This window comes from Leucobacter alluvii, assembly GCF_039530485.1.
GTDB lineage: Bacteria > Actinomycetota > Actinomycetes > Actinomycetales > Microbacteriaceae > Leucobacter > Leucobacter alluvii.
The window spans coordinates 86,258-103,991 of record NZ_BAAAOP010000006.1 but is presented as its reverse complement, the minus strand read 5'-3'; the positions used below and the strand labels follow the sequence as shown (position 1 = coordinate 103,991).

General features: G+C 61.6%; 14 protein-coding genes. 8 read left to right on the top strand and 6 right to left on the bottom strand.

From position 1 onward, the window contains the following. Positions 1 to 91 precede the first annotated feature (91 nt). Complete coding sequence (gene wecB / locus ABFX18_RS09025; protein WP_346058085.1) at positions 92 to 1,162, top strand: non-hydrolyzing UDP-N-acetylglucosamine 2-epimerase; 1,071 nt, start codon at positions 92 to 94, stop codon at positions 1,160 to 1,162. Between the two features lie 40 nt (positions 1,163 to 1,202). Here the strand turns inward: wecB and ABFX18_RS09020 are convergent, their stop codons facing one another. The 6 genes from ABFX18_RS09020 to ABFX18_RS08995 form a co-directional block, all read right to left on the bottom strand. Next, complete coding sequence (locus ABFX18_RS09020; RefSeq protein ID WP_346058084.1) at positions 1,203 to 2,348, bottom strand: glycosyltransferase; 1,146 nt, start codon at positions 2,346 to 2,348, stop codon at positions 1,203 to 1,205. 8 nt (positions 2,349 to 2,356) lie between these two features. Next, complete coding sequence (locus ABFX18_RS09015) at positions 2,357 to 4,147, bottom strand: ABC transporter ATP-binding protein (protein WP_346058083.1); 1,791 nt, start codon at positions 4,145 to 4,147, stop codon at positions 2,357 to 2,359. Then, positions 4,144 to 5,346, bottom strand: coding sequence for a glycosyltransferase family 4 protein (locus ABFX18_RS09010; RefSeq protein WP_346058082.1), 1,203 nt, complete (start codon positions 5,344 to 5,346; stop codon positions 4,144 to 4,146). Before ABFX18_RS09010 ends, ABFX18_RS09015 begins: the two co-directional genes overlap by 4 nt. 6 nt (positions 5,347 to 5,352) lie before the next feature. Beyond that, a complete protein-coding gene (locus tag ABFX18_RS09005; RefSeq protein WP_346058081.1) occupies positions 5,353 to 6,465 on the bottom strand; it encodes a DegT/DnrJ/EryC1/StrS family aminotransferase in 1,113 nt (370 codons plus the stop codon). Between the two features lie 140 nt (positions 6,466 to 6,605). Continuing rightward, positions 6,606 to 7,817, bottom strand: a complete 1,212-nt coding sequence (locus tag ABFX18_RS09000; RefSeq protein WP_346058080.1) for a glycosyltransferase family protein — start codon at positions 7,815 to 7,817, stop codon at positions 6,606 to 6,608. Then, positions 7,814 to 10,747, bottom strand: coding sequence for a cell wall-binding repeat-containing protein (locus ABFX18_RS08995; protein ID WP_346058079.1), 2,934 nt, complete (start codon positions 10,745 to 10,747; stop codon positions 7,814 to 7,816). The genes ABFX18_RS09000 and ABFX18_RS08995 overlap by 4 nt, the downstream gene beginning before the upstream one ends. Before the next feature lie 101 nt (positions 10,748 to 10,848). On the opposite strand from ABFX18_RS08995, the gene ABFX18_RS08990 reads away from it, so the two are divergent. The 7 genes from ABFX18_RS08990 to ABFX18_RS08960 are packed head-to-tail and all read left to right on the top strand — an operon-like array spanning position 10,849 to position 17,693. Beyond that, positions 10,849 to 11,544, top strand: coding sequence for a glycosyltransferase family 2 protein (locus ABFX18_RS08990; RefSeq protein ID WP_090151793.1), 696 nt, complete (start codon positions 10,849 to 10,851; stop codon positions 11,542 to 11,544). 6 nt (positions 11,545 to 11,550) lie between these two features. After that, positions 11,551 to 11,925: a DUF2304 domain-containing protein gene (locus ABFX18_RS08985; RefSeq protein WP_346058078.1), complete on the top strand. Its 375-nt coding sequence runs from the start codon at positions 11,551 to 11,553 to the stop codon at positions 11,923 to 11,925. After that, positions 11,922 to 13,931, top strand: coding sequence for a DUF6541 family protein (locus tag ABFX18_RS08980; protein ID WP_346058077.1), 2,010 nt, complete (start codon positions 11,922 to 11,924; stop codon positions 13,929 to 13,931). Before ABFX18_RS08985 ends, ABFX18_RS08980 begins: the two co-directional genes overlap by 4 nt. A gap of 46 nt (positions 13,932 to 13,977) precedes the next feature. Beyond that, positions 13,978 to 14,973, top strand: a complete 996-nt coding sequence (locus ABFX18_RS08975; RefSeq protein ID WP_211649075.1) for a Gfo/Idh/MocA family oxidoreductase — start codon at positions 13,978 to 13,980, stop codon at positions 14,971 to 14,973. Continuing rightward, entirely contained in the window at positions 14,970 to 15,716 is a 747-nt protein-coding gene (locus tag ABFX18_RS08970) for a DapH/DapD/GlmU-related protein (RefSeq protein ID WP_346058076.1), read from the top strand. The genes ABFX18_RS08975 and ABFX18_RS08970 overlap by 4 nt, the downstream gene beginning before the upstream one ends. Continuing rightward, positions 15,713 to 16,579 carry an ABC transporter permease gene (locus tag ABFX18_RS08965; RefSeq protein WP_211649078.1) on the top strand — a complete coding sequence of 289 codons (867 nt, stop codon included), beginning with the start codon at positions 15,713 to 15,715 and terminating at the stop codon, positions 16,577 to 16,579. The genes ABFX18_RS08970 and ABFX18_RS08965 overlap by 4 nt, the downstream gene beginning before the upstream one ends. Continuing rightward, positions 16,563 to 17,693 carry an ATP-binding cassette domain-containing protein gene (locus ABFX18_RS08960; RefSeq protein WP_211649079.1) on the top strand — a complete coding sequence of 377 codons (1,131 nt, stop codon included), beginning with the start codon at positions 16,563 to 16,565 and terminating at the stop codon, positions 17,691 to 17,693. The genes ABFX18_RS08965 and ABFX18_RS08960 overlap by 17 nt, the downstream gene beginning before the upstream one ends. The last annotated feature ends 41 nt before the right edge of the window (positions 17,694 to 17,734 follow it).

Genomic DNA, 17,734 nt, shown 5'->3' with positions numbered 1-17,734 from the left:
TACTGCACTCGCGTTGACGTTACCGGCGCACTACCCTTGCGGAAATATGCGGCGTTTCAGCGCCCCACCACTGCGACCGTAGAATAGAAGCATGAAGATCATGAGCGTGGTTGGCGCTCGACCCCAGTTTGTTAAGCTCGCGCCTATCGCGACTGCGCTCAGTGATCTGGGACACGAGCACGTCATTGTGCACACGGGTCAACACTACGACCCCATGCTTTCCGACGTCTTCTTTCGCGATCTCGGCATCCCGGAACCTGATGCGCACCTCGGCGTGGGTTCAGGGTCACACGGCGTCCAAACCGGGAGCATTCTCGCGCAGATGGATGAGGAGCTCGAGCGTTTCGCACCGGACTGCGTTCTCGTGTACGGTGACACCAATTCCACGCTCGCGGCTGCGGTGAGCGCGGTGAAGTTGCACTACCCCGTTGCTCACCTCGAAGCCGGACTTCGTTCTTTCAACAGGGGGATGCCAGAAGAGCACAACCGGGTGCTCACCGATCATGCGGCTGATCTCTGTCTCGCTCCGACGCAGGTGGCGATGGAGCATCTCGCATCGGAAGGCCTCGCCGCGCGATCGGCTCTCGTGGGCGATGTCATGACGGATGTGCTCTTCACGGTCCGAGATCGCATTGGTGACCAGCAGACAGCCAACCCGCTCCTGCCCGAGCTCTCGCCGGAAGGCTACTACCTCGCCACGATCCACCGCGCTGAGAACACTGACGATCCCCAGCGATTGTGCGAAGTGATCGCGTCGCTCGGCGCAGCCGACAAGCCCGTCGTCTTGCTTGCACATCCCCGGGTGCGGGCCAGGGCCGCGAGCCACGGTGTAGAACTCGAGCAGGGCTCAGTGATCGTGCGAGATCCGCTCCCCTATCCTGAGCTTATTGCTGCAGCAATCGATAGCGCAGGAGTGGTCACCGACTCAGGGGGCCTGCAGAAGGAAGCGTTCCTGCTTCGCGTTCCATGCACGACCGTCCGGTTCGAGACCGAGTGGGTCGAGACTGTCGATCTCGGATGGAATGTTCTCGCGAACACTCCGGACGACATTCTCGCTGCTCTCACGCGGCCCGCACCGAGCCCCACCGATGCAGCGCCCTACGGCGACGGTCACGCTGCCCAGCGCGCCGTTGAAGCGATCGTCAGTCGCTTGAGCATATAGTCGCGCCACGCAGAGAGAATGCGGGAGCCGCTAGGAAGAGCTAGGAGCGGTCCAACCTCGCGATCGCTTCCGACCACACACCGTTTTGCGCCTCCGCTGAGAGTTCATGTGCAGCTGCATCTGAGCGCGACTTGTACGCTTGCACCGATGCCACGTCGAGATCGTCGATCGCTGCGGTGAGCGACTCGGTCGTGAAATCAGAGGCCACCACTCCGAGCGAATACTCATGCAGGAGATCCGCCATCGAGGCAGTTGGCCCGATGATCAGACCCAAACGCGCCTGCACGTAGTCGAAAAATTTGTTCGGCAGTGCAAGCATGTTGTTGGAGTTCGTCGGCGGCAGCAGATGAATACCGATGTCGTATTCGTTCAATTTGTCGACCAGGCTCTCGTGGGGCACTGGTGGGAGAACCTGGATCCGCTCACCGAGCTCATCGGCCAGCTGAAGCAACTGGTCATGGTATGGCGTGCCCATACCGGTAAGGTACAGGTCGAACAGCACGTCATTCTTGCTGGCAGCGACCGCGCGCATCATTACCTCAATGCGTCGGTTCGCCCGGCTCGCTCCACTGTGAACGAGCCTGATCGGTGCGGAGACCTGCCGGGGCACAAGATTGCGATATGGGCTCGCGTTCGTGACGGTGCCCGCGGCGATTCCGAACTCGTCGGCGTACCGGCGGGCAATCGTCGTGCTGACCGTTGTCACGGATGCAATCTTCGAAGCGAACGTTCGCAACTGCCACTTCATGAATGGCTGTCGCAGGCGGACCCAAGCCGCATTGTTATCATCGCGGCCCGGCCAGTATTCGTGGAGGTCAAGGTGCACACGTTGTGCTGGCGCGATGGCAAGTGCGAGGGCCGCCGTGTCGAGGTCGTTGGCGATCACTCTTTCAACCTTCAGCTCACGTAGGACCTTCCTCGCGGCGCGAACATACGGGTTCACCCAGTACGCCGAGCGATACAGATGCAATCGATAGAGGGCGGCTTGCACGAGCACGAGCTTTCGGGGCACCTGCGGAGAAAGCCGGAAGTGCCGGGTCGCTTCCGGCGGAGCGTCGCCAAACCCGCATGTGTACACGTCGAAGCCCCGTTCGGCAAAGAGCCTGACCTGCTTCAATACTCGCGCGTCCGATTCGATCTCTGAGAACGATAGGACCAGGAGCGAAGGCGATTTCCCGGACACCATGTGTGGATCTACTTCCTTTCCACGAGGCCTGCAAGCCTCGCCTGATGCGCGAATTCGGGAACCGTGGCGACAAGCTCATCGAATGATCCGAGTCCGCGGATCATCCCGGACTCCATGTAACAGACTTGGTCGTAGTCACGGATCGTTGCCAGACGGTGCGCGATCGTCACGAAGGTGACTTCGCCCTGGAGCGAACGCATGGCCTGACTCACTCGGTTCTCGGTTGCGGTGTCCAGAGCACTCGTGGCTTCGTCGAGCACAAGCACCAGCGGATCCGTATACAGAGCGCGCGCGATACCCAGACGCTGCTGCTGTCCGCCCGAGATCGAGCTTCCCCGTTCGCCAACGACTGCATGAATGCCCTGCGGGCGCTCGAGCAATTCGCCTAGCTGAGCTCGTTCGAGAGCCCAGGTGACACGTTCGGCATCGAAGTCATCGGACCACGTCAGAGCAACATTCTGTGCAATGGATGCGTCGAATAGGGTCACACGCTGCGGCACGTACCCGACGCGACTTCTCCACTGGCGCACGACGGATTCCAACTCCAGTCCATCGATCTCAATCTTCCCTTCGGACGGTCGGCTGAGTCCTAGCACCATGTCGATCAGCGTCGACTTTCCCGCACCGGAGGGACCGACGACAGCGAGACTCGACCCGAAAGGAATCTCGAGGTTGGCGCCCCTCAGCACCGCTTCTTCTGAACCTGGATAGACGAAGTCGACGCTTTTCAAATTAAGCGCACGCGGATTGTCGGGCAACACCGCGCTATCCTCCGTTGTCTCGTCGGCCGCGGCTTGGCTCGCTTCCGCTTCCTTAAGGAAGCGGACGACGTCTCTCGCATACACCTCGTTCGCCGACGCGGAGTTGAAAGCGCTCTGCACCGCGTTCATTGCGGGAATCATGCGAAAGCCTGTGGCAGCGAAGAGGCTCACAGAGACGATCGCAGCTTCAGGTCCGTTGAACAAGTACGCCGCACCCCCGACGAGCAGAAAACCGCCGATCAACGCCGCCTCGAACGCGTACTTCGGGATGACACTCAGAAATGCCATATTGGCGCGCGCTCGCGTCGCACGTTGGCGATTCTGTGAGATGACCTTCCCGACCTCATCGATTTTGCCTCGAAGCGTAATTTCCTTCAAAGCATCGACCATTTCTGTCATAATCCGAGCGACGAGATAGCCGAACTTCCGATTGTGCGCGCCTGCGGTACGCACGCGCTTCGTCACGACGACGAGAAGAAGGAAGGAGATTAGGAGGAGGTAGACCAAAGCAATCAACGCGGTTAGCGGTTGTGAAGCAACGAGCACGGCGAGAACGGATATAAACGTCAGCAGATTGCCGGGCACCTGCGAGAGCGGCAAAATGAAGCCGAGGTTCGTATTGGCCATCGAAATATCAACGATGCGGGTGACTTCCGCCGTGCTGAGCTTCGAGCGATCCTCCCACTGCGCGTGCGCATACGAGTGGAAGAGCCGGTTGCCGATTTCGAGCTCGTACCGCGCGAATCGTCGCGTCGCCACCCAGTGAAGCAGAATCGCGAGTACTCCCTTGAGAACGAAAAGGAAGCACACCAGAAGTACGATCCAAACTGTCGCCTCTTCAGGCAGCTCCCCAATCAATGGAAGTGTAACCGGCCCGCCCGTCGCGAGCGGTGTCACCACAAGCACAATGAGACCAAGTGCTGCGGTGTCGAGAATCGCGAGCGCACCGGTCACGATCGAGTACCAGACGTAGAACGGCTTCGCTCCCGAGGGCATGACGTCGAACAACTGGCGCAAAGTTCGCCAAAGGCTTTTCATATCTGATCTTTCCCGTCGACGCGCAGCGCTTCCTCCAGTCGACGAACGGCTCGCTTCGACACCGCACGGAGGCTCACATTCTGCTCCGCCCATTTCGAGACCGCGTCGCGGCGTGCATCCGAGTTCGTTTCCGCCGAATAACGAATCATGGTCTGCGCGAGGTGGTGACGATCCGCATCGACGCACGCACCGATGGGCAGTCCATCGATGAGCGTTTCGACGAAGTCACTCGTCGGCCCTCTCCCGGAGTAGATGATCGGAGCACCGCACGCAATCGCACTGTAGAGCTTCGTCGGAAAGGCGAACTCATAGCTCGATCCCGGACGCACACTTGCAACTGCCGCCGTGGCGCCATGCAGAATCGGGGCGAGGAGCGCCGGAGCCATCGCGTCCTCAAACGTCACCGAAGTGCGTACCCCGAGGTCATCAGCACGCTGCTTCAGGGCATCGCGTTCAGATCCTCCCCCGATGAACCGCAAACGCGCCGTGGGCACCGCTGCCAGGAGCTCGGGCATGGCGTCGACGAACACCTCTGCACCATGCCATTCGGATGCTGTCCCCGCGTAGACGAACGTCGGCACGGCGACACGGTGGTCTCGGCCATGCGCTTGCGCGAGCGCGGATCGGAATATTTCGATATCGCCGCCGTTTCCCACCGTCGTAGCGCGAGTCACGCCCATTGCCGCGATGCGCGTCGTGACATCGTCAGAGACTGAAAGCGCTACCCTCGCACCCTTCATGGCGAAGCGTTCAATCCAACGGACCGCGTTTACCATCCAGCCCGGCGCGGTCGTCTGCGTCGATGCCTCCGACCAGATATCCGCTGCATAGTACGCGTATGGCATGCGACGCAGCATCGTAGCGAGCCTCACGAAGAAGCCCGTTGTCGGCGGCGGTTCCGAAACGATGAGGTCGTACTGGCGCCCGAGCAGCAGCCGAAAGAACAGGGGAACGTCGAAGCTGAGGTAGGGCACATACCCGCGTACGTACCCCGACTTATCGCGAACGACGGGGAAGCGTCGCACGTCGTACTTCGGCCGACCGCTCTTCACCGTCGCCTCGAGCCACTTCGGCGGCTTCACGGTGAGCACAGTGACATCGTGCCCGGCGTCCTTCAGCGCGTCCGCGAGTGCGGAAAGCCGAAATGAGGCTGCGGCCGGCTCGGGTGGGAAGATGCGCGAGACGATCGCTACACGCACGGCGTCCTAAGCACCGGCCCCGGCGACCTGGGTCACCGCGGCGATAATGCGCTCGATATCCGCTTCACTCAGTGAGGGGTGCACCGGCAGCGACAGGACCTCGGCGGCGGCGCGCTCGGTCTCGGGGAGGTAAAGACCGGGCGCATACTTCGCGAGAGATGGCAGACGATGATTCGGAATCGGGTAGTACACCCCGGAGCCGACGTTGTGCTCCTGCTTCAGCGCCTCGCGGATACGGTCGCGCTCGCCGGCATCGAGGCGCACGGTGTACTGGTGGTACACGTGCGAAGCCGCCTGGTGTACCTTCGGCGTCTGCACGCCGGCAACTCTGGCGAGACCCTCATCGAGCGCCGCAGCGTTGCGCTGACGCTGCCCCGTCCATCCGTCAACCTTGGTGAGCTGCACCCGACCGATCGCCGCGTGCACATCGGTCATCCTGGCATTGAACCCGATGACTTCGTTGGCGTACTGCGTCTCCATTCCCTGGTTGCGGAGCAGGCGAACGTTCCGCGCGATCTGCTCGGTCGCGCACGTCACCATTCCGCCCTCGCCCGAGGTCATGTTCTTCGTGGGATAGAGGCTGAACATCGCGAAGTCGCCGATGGCACCCACCTGCCGGCCGTCCCAGCTCGCACCGTGCGCCTGCGCGGCATCCTCATAGATCGCGATTCCATGTTCGCGAGCGATCGATTCGATCTGATCGACGAGGAACGGGTGCCCGTACAGGTGCACCGGCATGATTCCCTTGGTGCGCGGAGTGATCGCCGCACGCACGGCTTCGGGGTCGAGTGTGAAGTAGTCGGGCTCGATGTCCACGAACACCGGGGTCGCCCCGGTCAGCGCGACGGAGTTGCCAGTGGCCGCGAACGTGAAGGACGGGACGATGACTTCGTCGCCCGCCCCGACGCCGGCGGCGAGCAGGCCGAGATGCTGGCCGCTCGTGCCTGAGTTCACCGCAACCGTGGCGCGACCCTCAGCGAAATGCGCACCGAACTCCTGCTCGAAGGCGGCGACCTCTGGCCCTTGGGCGATCATTCCGGACCGCAGGACACGGTCGACTGCTTCCCGCTCTTCATCGCCGATGATCGGCCTGGCCGGGGGAATGAACTCAGATGCCATGGTTATATCGACCTCTCGCGCAGTGCGCCAGCCATTTCCAGCACAGTTCCTTCAAGAATAGTCGACTTGACTGAGACTGCAGCCAAAGGCGAGCTGCGACGGGTTTCGGAGCTGCTCCTAGCTTTTCTCCCTCGTTTTGCTTACGTGACGGAATCAAGCCACTCCGCGAGGACTCTGCCGCTCTCACGACCGTCGTGCCAGTGACGAACAAACTCGGGACCCTTCAGCGCGTTCTCGCGCGCTTTTTGCGGGTCCGACAGGATCTCGGCTATGACGTCCTCAAGTTCAGAAGCCGCGGATTGCACGATTGGTAGTTCTTTTCCGCTCAACTCGCGAGTTAACTTGCGATCCCACTCGGGGACATGCGAAACAACAATTCGACCCGCGGCAAGGGCTTCACAGGCCGCCACCCCGTATGGTCCGCCGCGAAACTGGTCCAATACGATATCCGCTTCACGGTAAACATTCCGCATTTCAGAATGACGGATCCCTGATATTCGTTGGTACTCGATCAGACCCGCATCGTTCAGTCGCTGCATCCTTCCATCGATGAGGTCGGTGCCTTTAATGTGCGAGCTGGAAGGGGCGTGAACAACGCGAGGACGTCGACCTCTGGATAGGGGTCGCTCCCTTGTCTCCCACGCCTCAGATTTCACCACGACTGGCAACAACGTCGCGCCGCCGGATTCTCGAAGTAGATCTGGCGTGGAAACGAACACGCGGGTTCCGCTTTTCGCTATAAGTTCCTTGCTGCGCCTTGACTTCCTGCGCATTTCTTCCGTGAAGTCGCTATCAACACGAAAGTAGGACTCGGGTTCTCGGGCGAGATGAGAGTCGGGGTCGCGCAAATCACTACCATGGAAGATCAACGCAAGTTTTGGGTTAGCTCGTCGTAAAGCCTCTATTTGTGCAAGACAATCGGACTTGAAAGCCCCGCCAAGGACGAGCGCAGCGGATTCGATGAGCACTCCTTGATAGTGACGGAGCGCAGCAAATTGATCTTTCTGCCAAGTTCTCGAGTGCGCGGCGTACCCACTCGGCACCGTCAGATCCGCGGGATACCCGTAGCGGTCCGAACTGGCGGCAATCTTCATGTTGGAAGCTGAGATCTCCGGGCGGATCCGCTCAAGTGATCGAGCCCACAGATACCCCTGTCCCGCACTGTTCACCGGACCAATAAGTACTCGTTCTTCAGCGCGTTCCTTTGGGGCAGATGCTGGTAGCGGAATTCCCGCTTTCTTGAGTTGCCGAATTGTAAGCGCACTCCAAATTCGGGTTCGAATCGCGTTGCCGACTTGGCAACGGCGCCCGGCACTGGCCATCTGGATCGGGCGCTGGCCAGCACTTTTCATATTCCACATCGTTTCGCCATATAAACGGCATCTGAGAGAACACCGGTCCCGCCAAGTATAAGGATCCTGTCTCGAGCAAGACGCGCCGTGGAGTCATAGACGCTCGGTGGAACACAAGAGGCTCTAGAGAGCAACAAGGGCGAGCGCTGTGCACCAGCGACCGCGTTCCCGGCGAGAGCATCAGCAAAATCCGAACCATTCGCCCAGTACGGGTTGCTTCCGTTCTGCGGGAACAAAGCCTCCGCTATGAGAGACGACGTCTCGTAGCGGTCCGCGCCAGCGAACCGCTCTACCACGCGGCCTTGCGCAAGCGAACGTTCGACGCCGCTTGAAACGGCCCCGACACCACCTGCAATACGCACCTGCTTCGCTCCTAGCCGATCTAACTCAGCCGTCAAAGCCACGGGTGCCGCGCTCGCCGCACCTGGCACAAGCACAACCGGAGCACCGGTCGCACCGGCTGCGGCTCCTGCAGCGAGCGCATCTGCGAATTCTGCCCCCGTTGCTATAAATACCTGAGAAGAAGTTCCATTCGGCCATCCGGCCTGAGCGATCGCCCGCGACGTCTCGTACCGATCTGCTCCAGAGACACGATCGACGCGCGGGGCGAGTTCGCCCAGCTGTGCCATCACGTTGGCATTGACGACCCCCGGTCCGCCAGCAACGACAATTCGTTTCGGTTGGAGGCGTGCAAGCTCGATTCGCGTTGCCTCAGGCAGATTCGATGACGTGGTTAGAAGTAGGGGAGCTTTCCACTTCGCACCTAAGGCGCCCGCACTGAGGGCGTCAGGATAGTCCATACCGTTTGCAATTATCACCGTGTCGACGGGACTCGGATAGGCGTTCCTTACGGCCTCGACTGCCGTCGAGAAGCGGTCGGAACCGCTGAGGCGTTGTTTCGGAAAGTCTCCTAGGGCTCGAACGAATTCCAAACCGCCGTTCGGTGTCGTGGTCGCCGTTCCTTCAGCGAAAGACATTACGCACTTCGAGCCGTCCGTTGCGCATGTCAGATCGCTTGTCGGCCAGCCCCAACCTCCGAGCGGGCCACCGGCAGAACGGTAAGCGTCTCGTAGAGGACCATCGAACAACACGTAGGTTCCGGCGGTCGATTGATAAGCCTCACCAGTGGCGAAACGATGGACAAACCCGCCGTTCGCACCCGTACCGACCGCAGAGGCTGTAACTTCCGGATAGCCAAGTTTCGCGTCATGTCGTTTCCACGCTTCGTATGTCTGTGGTGAGACTTTAACCATTCCCGTTGCCTGGTTCCAAAGACCTACTCCGTTTTGGAACGGCATGGCGCAACCGCCGTCGTGCAAACCACATTCCGCAGGGGCGATAGGCCAGCCGAGCGATCCCGTATGCCCACCCGCAGCACGATAAGCATCGCCAAACGGACCTGTACCGATCGCGTAGACCCCGGCACGGCTCTGGTACATCGTTCCTCGCAGCATTGGGTACGTTTTGCCCCCGCCATTCGCAGTACTACTCACTGAAGGACCAATTGGAACTCCGATGGACCCTCCGCCTGCGCCGAGCGCACGCCAAGCAGTTAGGAAGTCAGGATCGACTTGCAAAGAGCCGCCGGCCGGACTGTATACGAGTTCACCCGACCGATAGGACTGGGAGACAATATCTCCGGGACCCGTGAATGCGCTGGCTATCGGGAAACCAATCCTCCCTCCAAATCCACCCTCCTTTTCCCAAAGAGCCTGGAGCCTCGTCGGCACGAGGTAGGCACCGTACCCCTTCGCCTCTGCGACAATGCCGCCTTGGAAACGCATGACGTTGTTTCCGGACACCCCTTGATTTACAGCGGGAGCTGCAGGCCAACCCCAAGGCCCCGCAATGCCGCCGGCTTGTGAATAGGCGATGTAAATCGGGCTCGTCCGCTGCATTCCAGACACCTGCCCGGATTTGGGTTCGAATACGATTCCCCCTGAGAACTGCTGAGTACGGCCACCACCGTTCGCGTTATTCGTTACCGCCGCAGCCTTCGGATTCCCCAACCAGGAGCGATTGCTCTGCCAATAGGTTGCGATCCGACCATCGACAGGGAACGGAAGCTGCGGATCGCCGAACCAGGTCTTGTAGAAATTGTGAAAGTTGCGATTGCCGTAGCTCGAGCAGCCATCGCCGGTGCCCCAACCCGCGTTGAGGGCGGCCTGGTTCGGGCGATACGGCGTGTAAATGTAAAGAGCGGCGGTGGCCCAGTTCTCGATGTAGACATTCGAGGTTCCGCAGCCAGCATTCGGATGCCACTGGATACGGTTGTTCTGGAACGGCTTGTAGTTGTAGCTGTTCGGGTTCGCACGGTACACCTTCAACTGCCAGGCGGCGCGATACACCTGCTGGAAGAAACCCGTCTGTGTCGGATCGCAGTTCGCACTGTTGCCCGGCCCTGAATCTGGGCAGGCATACCCCATCGCGACGTCGAACTGGCGTACCGTCGGCCACGAATCAGTGACGAGGCTCTGCTCCTTCTCCAACATGATCAACAGAACTCGCTGGCTGATGCCGCACGCCTGGCCGACCTTCGCGATGATCTCGGCCGCGCTTTCGCCGCTTCGTCCGCTATACGCGGCGCAGTACGCATTCGCGGGACGGCTCTGAGTGTTCATCGAGAAGTTTCGCAGACATTGAGAGGCGATTCTCGTTTCTCCCCATTTCATGCCGGCGGTTCGACCCGGGTCTCCGATTGTGCAGCGCGGCACGCGCTGATTGAGGAAGGTTTGGATCTGTCCCGCGTCGAGAGCTCGGCCGTCATAGAAATTCGCGTCCGACACGATATTGCCGGGGCTGAAGCCGTCCGTCACGTTCGCAGCCTGCGCGGGGCTCGCGCCCACTCCGGGTACGATCATCGCGGCTGCGAGAGCGATGATCGTCAACGCGCCCAACATCGCAGCGCGCACGCCTTCCCACTTCTTCATACTCGATCGCATGGAGGCTCCCCGTTGTGAAGCCTCAGCTTCGACGTACTCTTAGTCGTTAAGAATAAGCGGTCACTCGCTCGTCTGCCAGAATAGGTGCTATGAACGCTGCCCCGACCGCCTCGAAGCGGTTCGCTGACGATGTCTGGGTGGTGATCCCTCTCTACAACGAGGCGACCGTGATCGGCGGTGTACTCGCGGAGCTCTTGCCCGTATTCCCTCAGACGGTCTGCATCGATGATGGTTCACGGGACGGTTCAGGCACTGTCGCTCGAGCGGCCGGAGCACATGTCGTCAACCACCCCATCAACCTCGGTCAGGGCGCGGCGCTCCAGACCGGGTTCCAGTACGCGCTCGAGCGCGGGGCGAAGTACGTCGTTACATTCGACGCCGACGGACAGCATCGCGTCGTCGACGCGGCGCTCATGCTAGAGCGAGCCCAGAACGATGACCTCGCCATTGTCTTCGGATCCCGATTCCTCGATGACCGCACGCAGGCCGGCGTATTGAAGAAAATCGTCCTGAAGACGGCGGTCATCGTGACGAATTGGACGACTCGCACCCGCCTCACCGACGCGCACAACGGATTGCGAGTAATTCGAGAGGACGCGCTTCGTCGCATCCATCTGCGACAAGACCGTATGGCGCACGGCACCGAGATCGTCGTGCAACTCGGGCGCACCGGCCTTCCGTACGCAGAGGAGCCCGTCGAGGTCATCTACAGCGAATACTCCAAGGCGAAGGGTCAGTCTCTGCTCAACTCGGTCAACATCCTCATCGACCTCATCATCCGGTAGGCGGCCATGTCGATCTTTCAGTTACTGCTCATTCTCGGCATCGTGTGCATCGCGACTCTCGCCGTGCGCTTCCTGCCCGGAGAGCGGTCGCTCGCCCTCAAGCGCATCTTCGCGATTCTCTTCGTCATAGCCGCGGCTTTCGCCATCCTGTTTCCGAATGCGCTTACCGCCGTTGCGAATGTGCTCGGAATCGGCCGTGGTACCGACCTCCTGCTCTACATCTTCATCGTCGCCGTACTCGCGTTTGCCGTGGCCGTCATCCGAGCGAAAGCCCGAAGCGACGCCCGCGTGACCCAGTTGGCACGCGCCGTGGCACTCATGGAGGCGCGCCTCACTGAGCATCGTGACGAGACCGGACGAGACAGGGGCGGCGAAGCGTGAGCGCTTGGCTTCCGTTGATCCTGCCGGCTCTTCTCGCGGTCGGTATCATCGCGGTGCTCGGTCTCCCGACCGCCTTCGCACTCCGGCTTCGCGGCTTCGCTCTCGCGATCGTCGCCGTTCCCGCAGCATTTGCGGTGCTTGCCATTGCACCGATCATTTCGGGAGCGATCGGTATCCCATGGAGCTTCCTGTCTCCGGTCGCCGTAGCTGCAGCGCTCGCCCTCGTGCTCTTCAGTGTGCGCAAATGGGTCGGGCACCCCCGTGCGTTCCGTGAGTTCGGCCGATTGCTTCCGGCGCAGCGATTCTGGCTCCCCCTCGGCGCCGCCGCGATCGGGGGCGCCGCCACGGCGACGACGCTCATGCTCAGCCTGAAATCTGCCGATGCGATTTCACAGACGTATGACGCGATTTTCCATCTCAACGCGGTGCGGCTCATTCTCGATAGTGGGAATGCATCCCCATTCGCGATGGATCTCGCGTCACCCGGAAACCCTGCGTTCTATCCCACCCTGTGGCACGGCTTCGTCGCTCTCGTCGCGCAACTCTCAGGCGCTTCGATCCCCGTTGCAACCAACGCCGTGCTGTTCACCGTCTGCGCCGTAATCTGGCCGATCGGCGTCGTGGCTCTCGGGCAGGCTATTGCTGGGCCGGCGACGCGCGTCGCGATCGTCTCAGGTGTCGTCGCCGCCGCGTTTCCGAACTTTCCACTCTCGCTCGCCGGCTTCGGTGTGCTGTACCCGAATCTGCTCTCGCTGGCACTCCTTCCGTTTGTGCTCGTCCCGGCGCTGCAACTGCTCGACCTCGGATGGGCCAGGCGAGCTCTTCCACTCAGCTCTGGCGGGCGATGGCTGCTCGGCATCGGCGCGCTCGGAGCCGCAGTGCTCGCGCACCCGAACGCGATTCATGTGCTCTGCCTGTGGCTCGCGGTACCCGTCTTGACGGCCGCTATGCGCGCATTGCGCGGGGGCCGGATTGCCAACGACTCCGGCCTGCTCGTGCTGCCGAGCCGCAGTCGCGCACTCCGCGGTGTCTTCGCGGCAGCCGGGCTCGGTGCATTCGGGGCCATCGTCATCGCCGCGTGGCACATCGGGCGCACAAGCACGAACCCATGGGAAGGCGGACATCCCACCCCATTTGGAGCCATACTCGACGCAGTCGGAACGACCCCTCGTATCGAAGGGCACAACTGGCCGATCGCCGTGCTCGTGATCTTGGGCGCCGCACTCGTCGCGTTGCGTAAGAGGCAGCGTTGGCTCCTCGGCGTCTCGCTGGTGCTGATCACGTTCTACGTCATCGCCGATGGCTTTCCGACGTCTGAATGGCGCACCTTCTTCCTCTCCCCCTGGTACAACGATCCTTGGCGGCTCGCGGCGCTCGTCCCCCTAGGCGCCCTGCCACTCGCGGTCTTCGGAGCCTCGACGGTTGCTGCCGTTGCCGGGCCAGCGATACGTCGCGCTTCCCGGATGTTCCCCGGACGGAACGCCCGTGCACGCCGTCTCTCCCTGGGCGCGATCGCCGCGCTTTTCCTCCTCGCCGCGACGCAGGGCGCCGGCGCGTTCGCCGGAGTGAACTACGTCAGCTCGAAATACGAGTTCGACCGTTGGTCGCCCCTGCTGAGCCCCGATGAGAGGGCGCTGATCGAACGCCTCCCCGAGCACGTGCCAGCCGACTCCGTGGTGGCTGACAACCCGTGGAACGGCGGCGCACTCGTCTACGCGCTGACGGGTCAAGAGGTGCTCGTGCCGCACACAGGCGGAAACTATGACCCGCGCATCACCGACATCACGAGTGGTATTGACCGGGGCACCCCCGAGGCTTGTGCCGCCGCCGCCGCTCTCGAAGTCGAGTACGTGCTCGATTTCGGCCGGGAGTTCGTCTTCCCGGAGACACCGCGCGCCGAGCCGTACTTCGGAATTTCTGGCGTCGAGGATTCCGCTACGCTCACCGAGGTCGACCGTGAGGGTGGCGCAGTGCTGTATCGCATCACCGGGTGCCGTGCGGACTGAACAGATTCGTCGATCGCGATCGACGCCTGAACCGATTGGAGAAGAAGTGACAATCAAGTACGGCCTGATCGGCCTCGGAATGATGGGCCGCCACCATGCGCGGGTGATCCGAGAGGTCGAGGGGATCGAGCTCATCGCTGTTGCTGACGCCATGGGAGACCCGCACGGTGTATCGGGGAGAACGCCCATGTTCGACTCGGTGCAGGGCCTCATCCGCGCAGGGGTGGACGCGGCAGTCGTCGCCGTTCCGACGAAATACCATGAGGAGGTCGGTCTCGCACTCGCAGAAGCCGGCATCCACGCGCTGATAGAGAAGCCGGTGGCTCACGAGTTGCCCGCTGCCGAACGCCTCGTCGAGGCGTTCGAATCGGCCGGGCGAGTCGCGGCAGTCGGGCACGTCGAGCGCTTCAATCCGGCGCTCATCAGCCTCCGCGAGCGCATCGAGAACGGTGATCTCGGCGACGTGTACCAGATTCAGACGCGCCGGCAGGGGCCCTTCCCAGCGCGCATCGCGGATGTCGGTGTGGTCAAGGATCTCGGCAGCCACGATATCGACCTCACCTCCTGGCTCGCACAATCTCCCTATGCGACCCTCTCCGCGCAGACGGCTCATCGCTCCGGACGTGAGCATGAAGACATGGTTTCGATCACCGGCAAGCTCGAGAACGGCATCATGATCAATCACCTTGTGAACTGGCTCACCCCGTTCAAGGAGCGCCTGACAGTTGTCACGGGAGAGTTCGGCGCGTTCGTCGCCGACACGATCACGGCAGATCTCACGTTCTTCGAGAATGGCACCCACGCTGGATCGTGGGACACCGTCGCCGCATTCAGGGGCGTGAGCGAGGGCACGGTGACGCGGTTCTCGCTCGAGAAACGCGAACCCTTGCGCAGTGAGCACGAGGCGTTCCGCGATGCCATTCTCGGCACCCGTGAAGATGCGGTCACACTGCGAGAGGGGACTGAGACCCTCCGTGTCGCTGAGGCCGTGATCGAGTCGGCGCAGGCGGGTGCTGCCGTGAACCTGAGGCCCGGATCGTGAGCGGCCCCGACACCGCGATCAGCTCCCACGCTTTCATCGGCGAGGGCGTCGAGCTCGGCGCGGGCGTCTCGGTCGGCCCCGGCGCAGTGATTCTCGGTCCCACCGTGATCGAGGACGGGGTGTGGATCGGAGCGGGCGCCCTGATCGGTGCACCTCCCGAGATGAGCAACCTCCGACAGAACCCTGCATGGACCGGGGAGCTGGCGCACGCGGGAGTGCGTATCTGCTCCGGCGCCGTCATACGAGAAGGCGCGGTGATCCATCAGGGAAGCTACCGTGCGACCACCGTCGGTGCCCGCAGCTGGGTGCTCAACCGTGCTTACCTCGCGCACGACGTGCTCCTCGGAGCAGATTCCACAGTCTCCGCGGGCGTGAGCGTCGGTGGGCACTGCGCAATCGGCGATCGAGTCAACATCGGCATGAACGCCGTCGTGCACCAGCGTCGCATCATCGCGGACGGGGCGATGATCGGAATGGGCACCCCGGTTACCCGCGACGTACCACCGTTTTCGAAGGTGTACGGCACACCGCCACGCATCACCGGCATCAATGCAGTCGGCTTGGAGCGCGCCGGATTCTCTGCGGACGTTCTCGACGCACTGCTGCTCGCTTATCGCGGGAATGATCAGCTCGTGAGCGGCGCTATCCCGGAGGCCCTCGAACCGCTCGCCGCCCCAGTAGCATGGTGGCGCTCGCACGGTGCGCTCGTTCCTTCAGCTGTCGCAGATAGAATCTCGTTGTGAGCGAAGCTTCCCTGCTGAATGACCCCGATTTTCGCGTGCCAGGCGCGAGTCGAGGTCTCTTCGACGTCTTCCGGCACCGGTATCTGCTCACGCTTCTGCTGAAGAAGGGAGTCGCCACCCGCTACCACGGCTCGGTGTTGGGCTGGGTCTGGTCGTATGTGCGGCCCGGAGCGCAGTTCTTGATGTACTACCTCGTGATCGGGGTTATTCTGCAGGCCGATCACGGGATGTCGTTCTTCCCGGTGTATCTCTTTGCGGGTATCGTCGCGGTGAACCTTTTCAGCGAGACGCTGCGCAACACGACGAACGCTGTCGTCGACAATGCGTCGCTGATCAAGAAGATCTATCTGCCGCGCGAGCTTTTCCCGGTCGCAGCGACTGGGGTCGCACTGGTGCATTTCCTGCCGCAGGCGGCACTGCTCTTCATCGTCGCGCTGTTGTGCGGATGGACCTTCGGCTGGTTGCAGATCGTCGCCTTCGTCATCGGCACGCTCATCATCGTCTTATTCGCGCTCGGACTCGGTTTGTTCTTCGGCGCGATCAACGTTGCCTACCGCGACGCGCGCAACTTCGTGGATCTGATCCTGATGTTCTCCACCTGGGCTTCTCCCGTGCTGTACGTCTGGAACCTCGTGTATGACCGGGCCCCGCTGTGGCTCTATCACGTCTATATGTCGAACCCCATCACGGGCGCCGTTGAACTCTTCCACGATGCCTTCTGGCTGCCGCTGGAGCCATCGATTGCCCGGCCCGACAACTTCCTCGTATACGTGCTGATCGGCTTCGCAATCTCGCTTGTCACTCTCATGATTGGTCAGATCGTCTTCCGCAAAATGGAGGGTTCCTTTGCCCAGAGCCTCTGAAGTCACTACTAAGCCTGCGATCGTACTCGAAGACGTGCGCAAGACCTTCACGATCAAGCACACGCACTCGTTCAAAGAGACCTTCATCGCTTCGATACGCCGCAAGCCGCTCTCGAGCGCTTTCAATGCACTCGACGGTATTTCTTTCACCGTCGGGGAAGGACAATCGGTTGCATTGCTCGGCCGGAACGGGTCTGGCAAGTCGACGACGCTGAAGCTGCTCTCCGGAGTTATGGCGCCGGACCAGGGTTGGGTGCGGACGCGCGGGCGCGTTGCGGGTCTCCTCGAAGTCGGAGCCGGTTTTCATCCCGACCTCACGGGTCGAGACAACGTCTATCTCAACGCCGCGATTCTCGGCATGAACAAGCAAGAAACCGACGACCATTTTCAGTCCATACTCGACTTCTCCGAGATCGGCGACTTCATCGACACAGAAGTCAAGCATTACTCGTCCGGCATGTATTCGCGTCTTGGATTCTCGGTTGCGATCCACACCGAGCTCGATGTTCTGCTCGTCGACGAGATCCTCTCAGTCGGCGATGCGCAGTTCCGCAAGAAGTGCACGACTCGGATGCTCGAGTTGCAAGATCAGGGCAAGACGATGTTTGTCGTGAGCCACAACGCGAGTCAAGTGCAGGAGCTGTGCGAACGCGGCATCGTCCTCGAGCACGGTCGCATGATCTTCGACGGCCCGATCGACGAGGCCGTCGAGTTCGTGAAGCCTCGCGATGACAACGAGCAGAATGTTCACGAAATCACCGGCGCGATCTACGACCTCTATCAGCGCGACCCGCGAAGATGGGGTCGCCCGACCGGACCTCGTATCGAGATCTCGGAGAACGGCGGTGGCTTCGTGCAAGAGTTCGACCACGGCATGATCACGACCTCGCACGCGCTTGCGTCGCGACGAGGCATCGAAGACGGCACCGTCGGTCTCGGCAACGGCGTCTTCCTCGCCGCATACCGCAGGGCGGGCGGACCCGCTGGCCCATGGGGGTTCATGGCGGGCGCGCCGACCGGCATCCTGGAGAACTTCGAAGTGCGCACCATGGAATTCCAGAACGGAACGGCAGGGTTCGCCATCGAGGGCGGTCTGCGGTTCACCAAGAACTGACCGGATCGCAGCCCGTGCAGCGGCGATCAGACTCACCGACC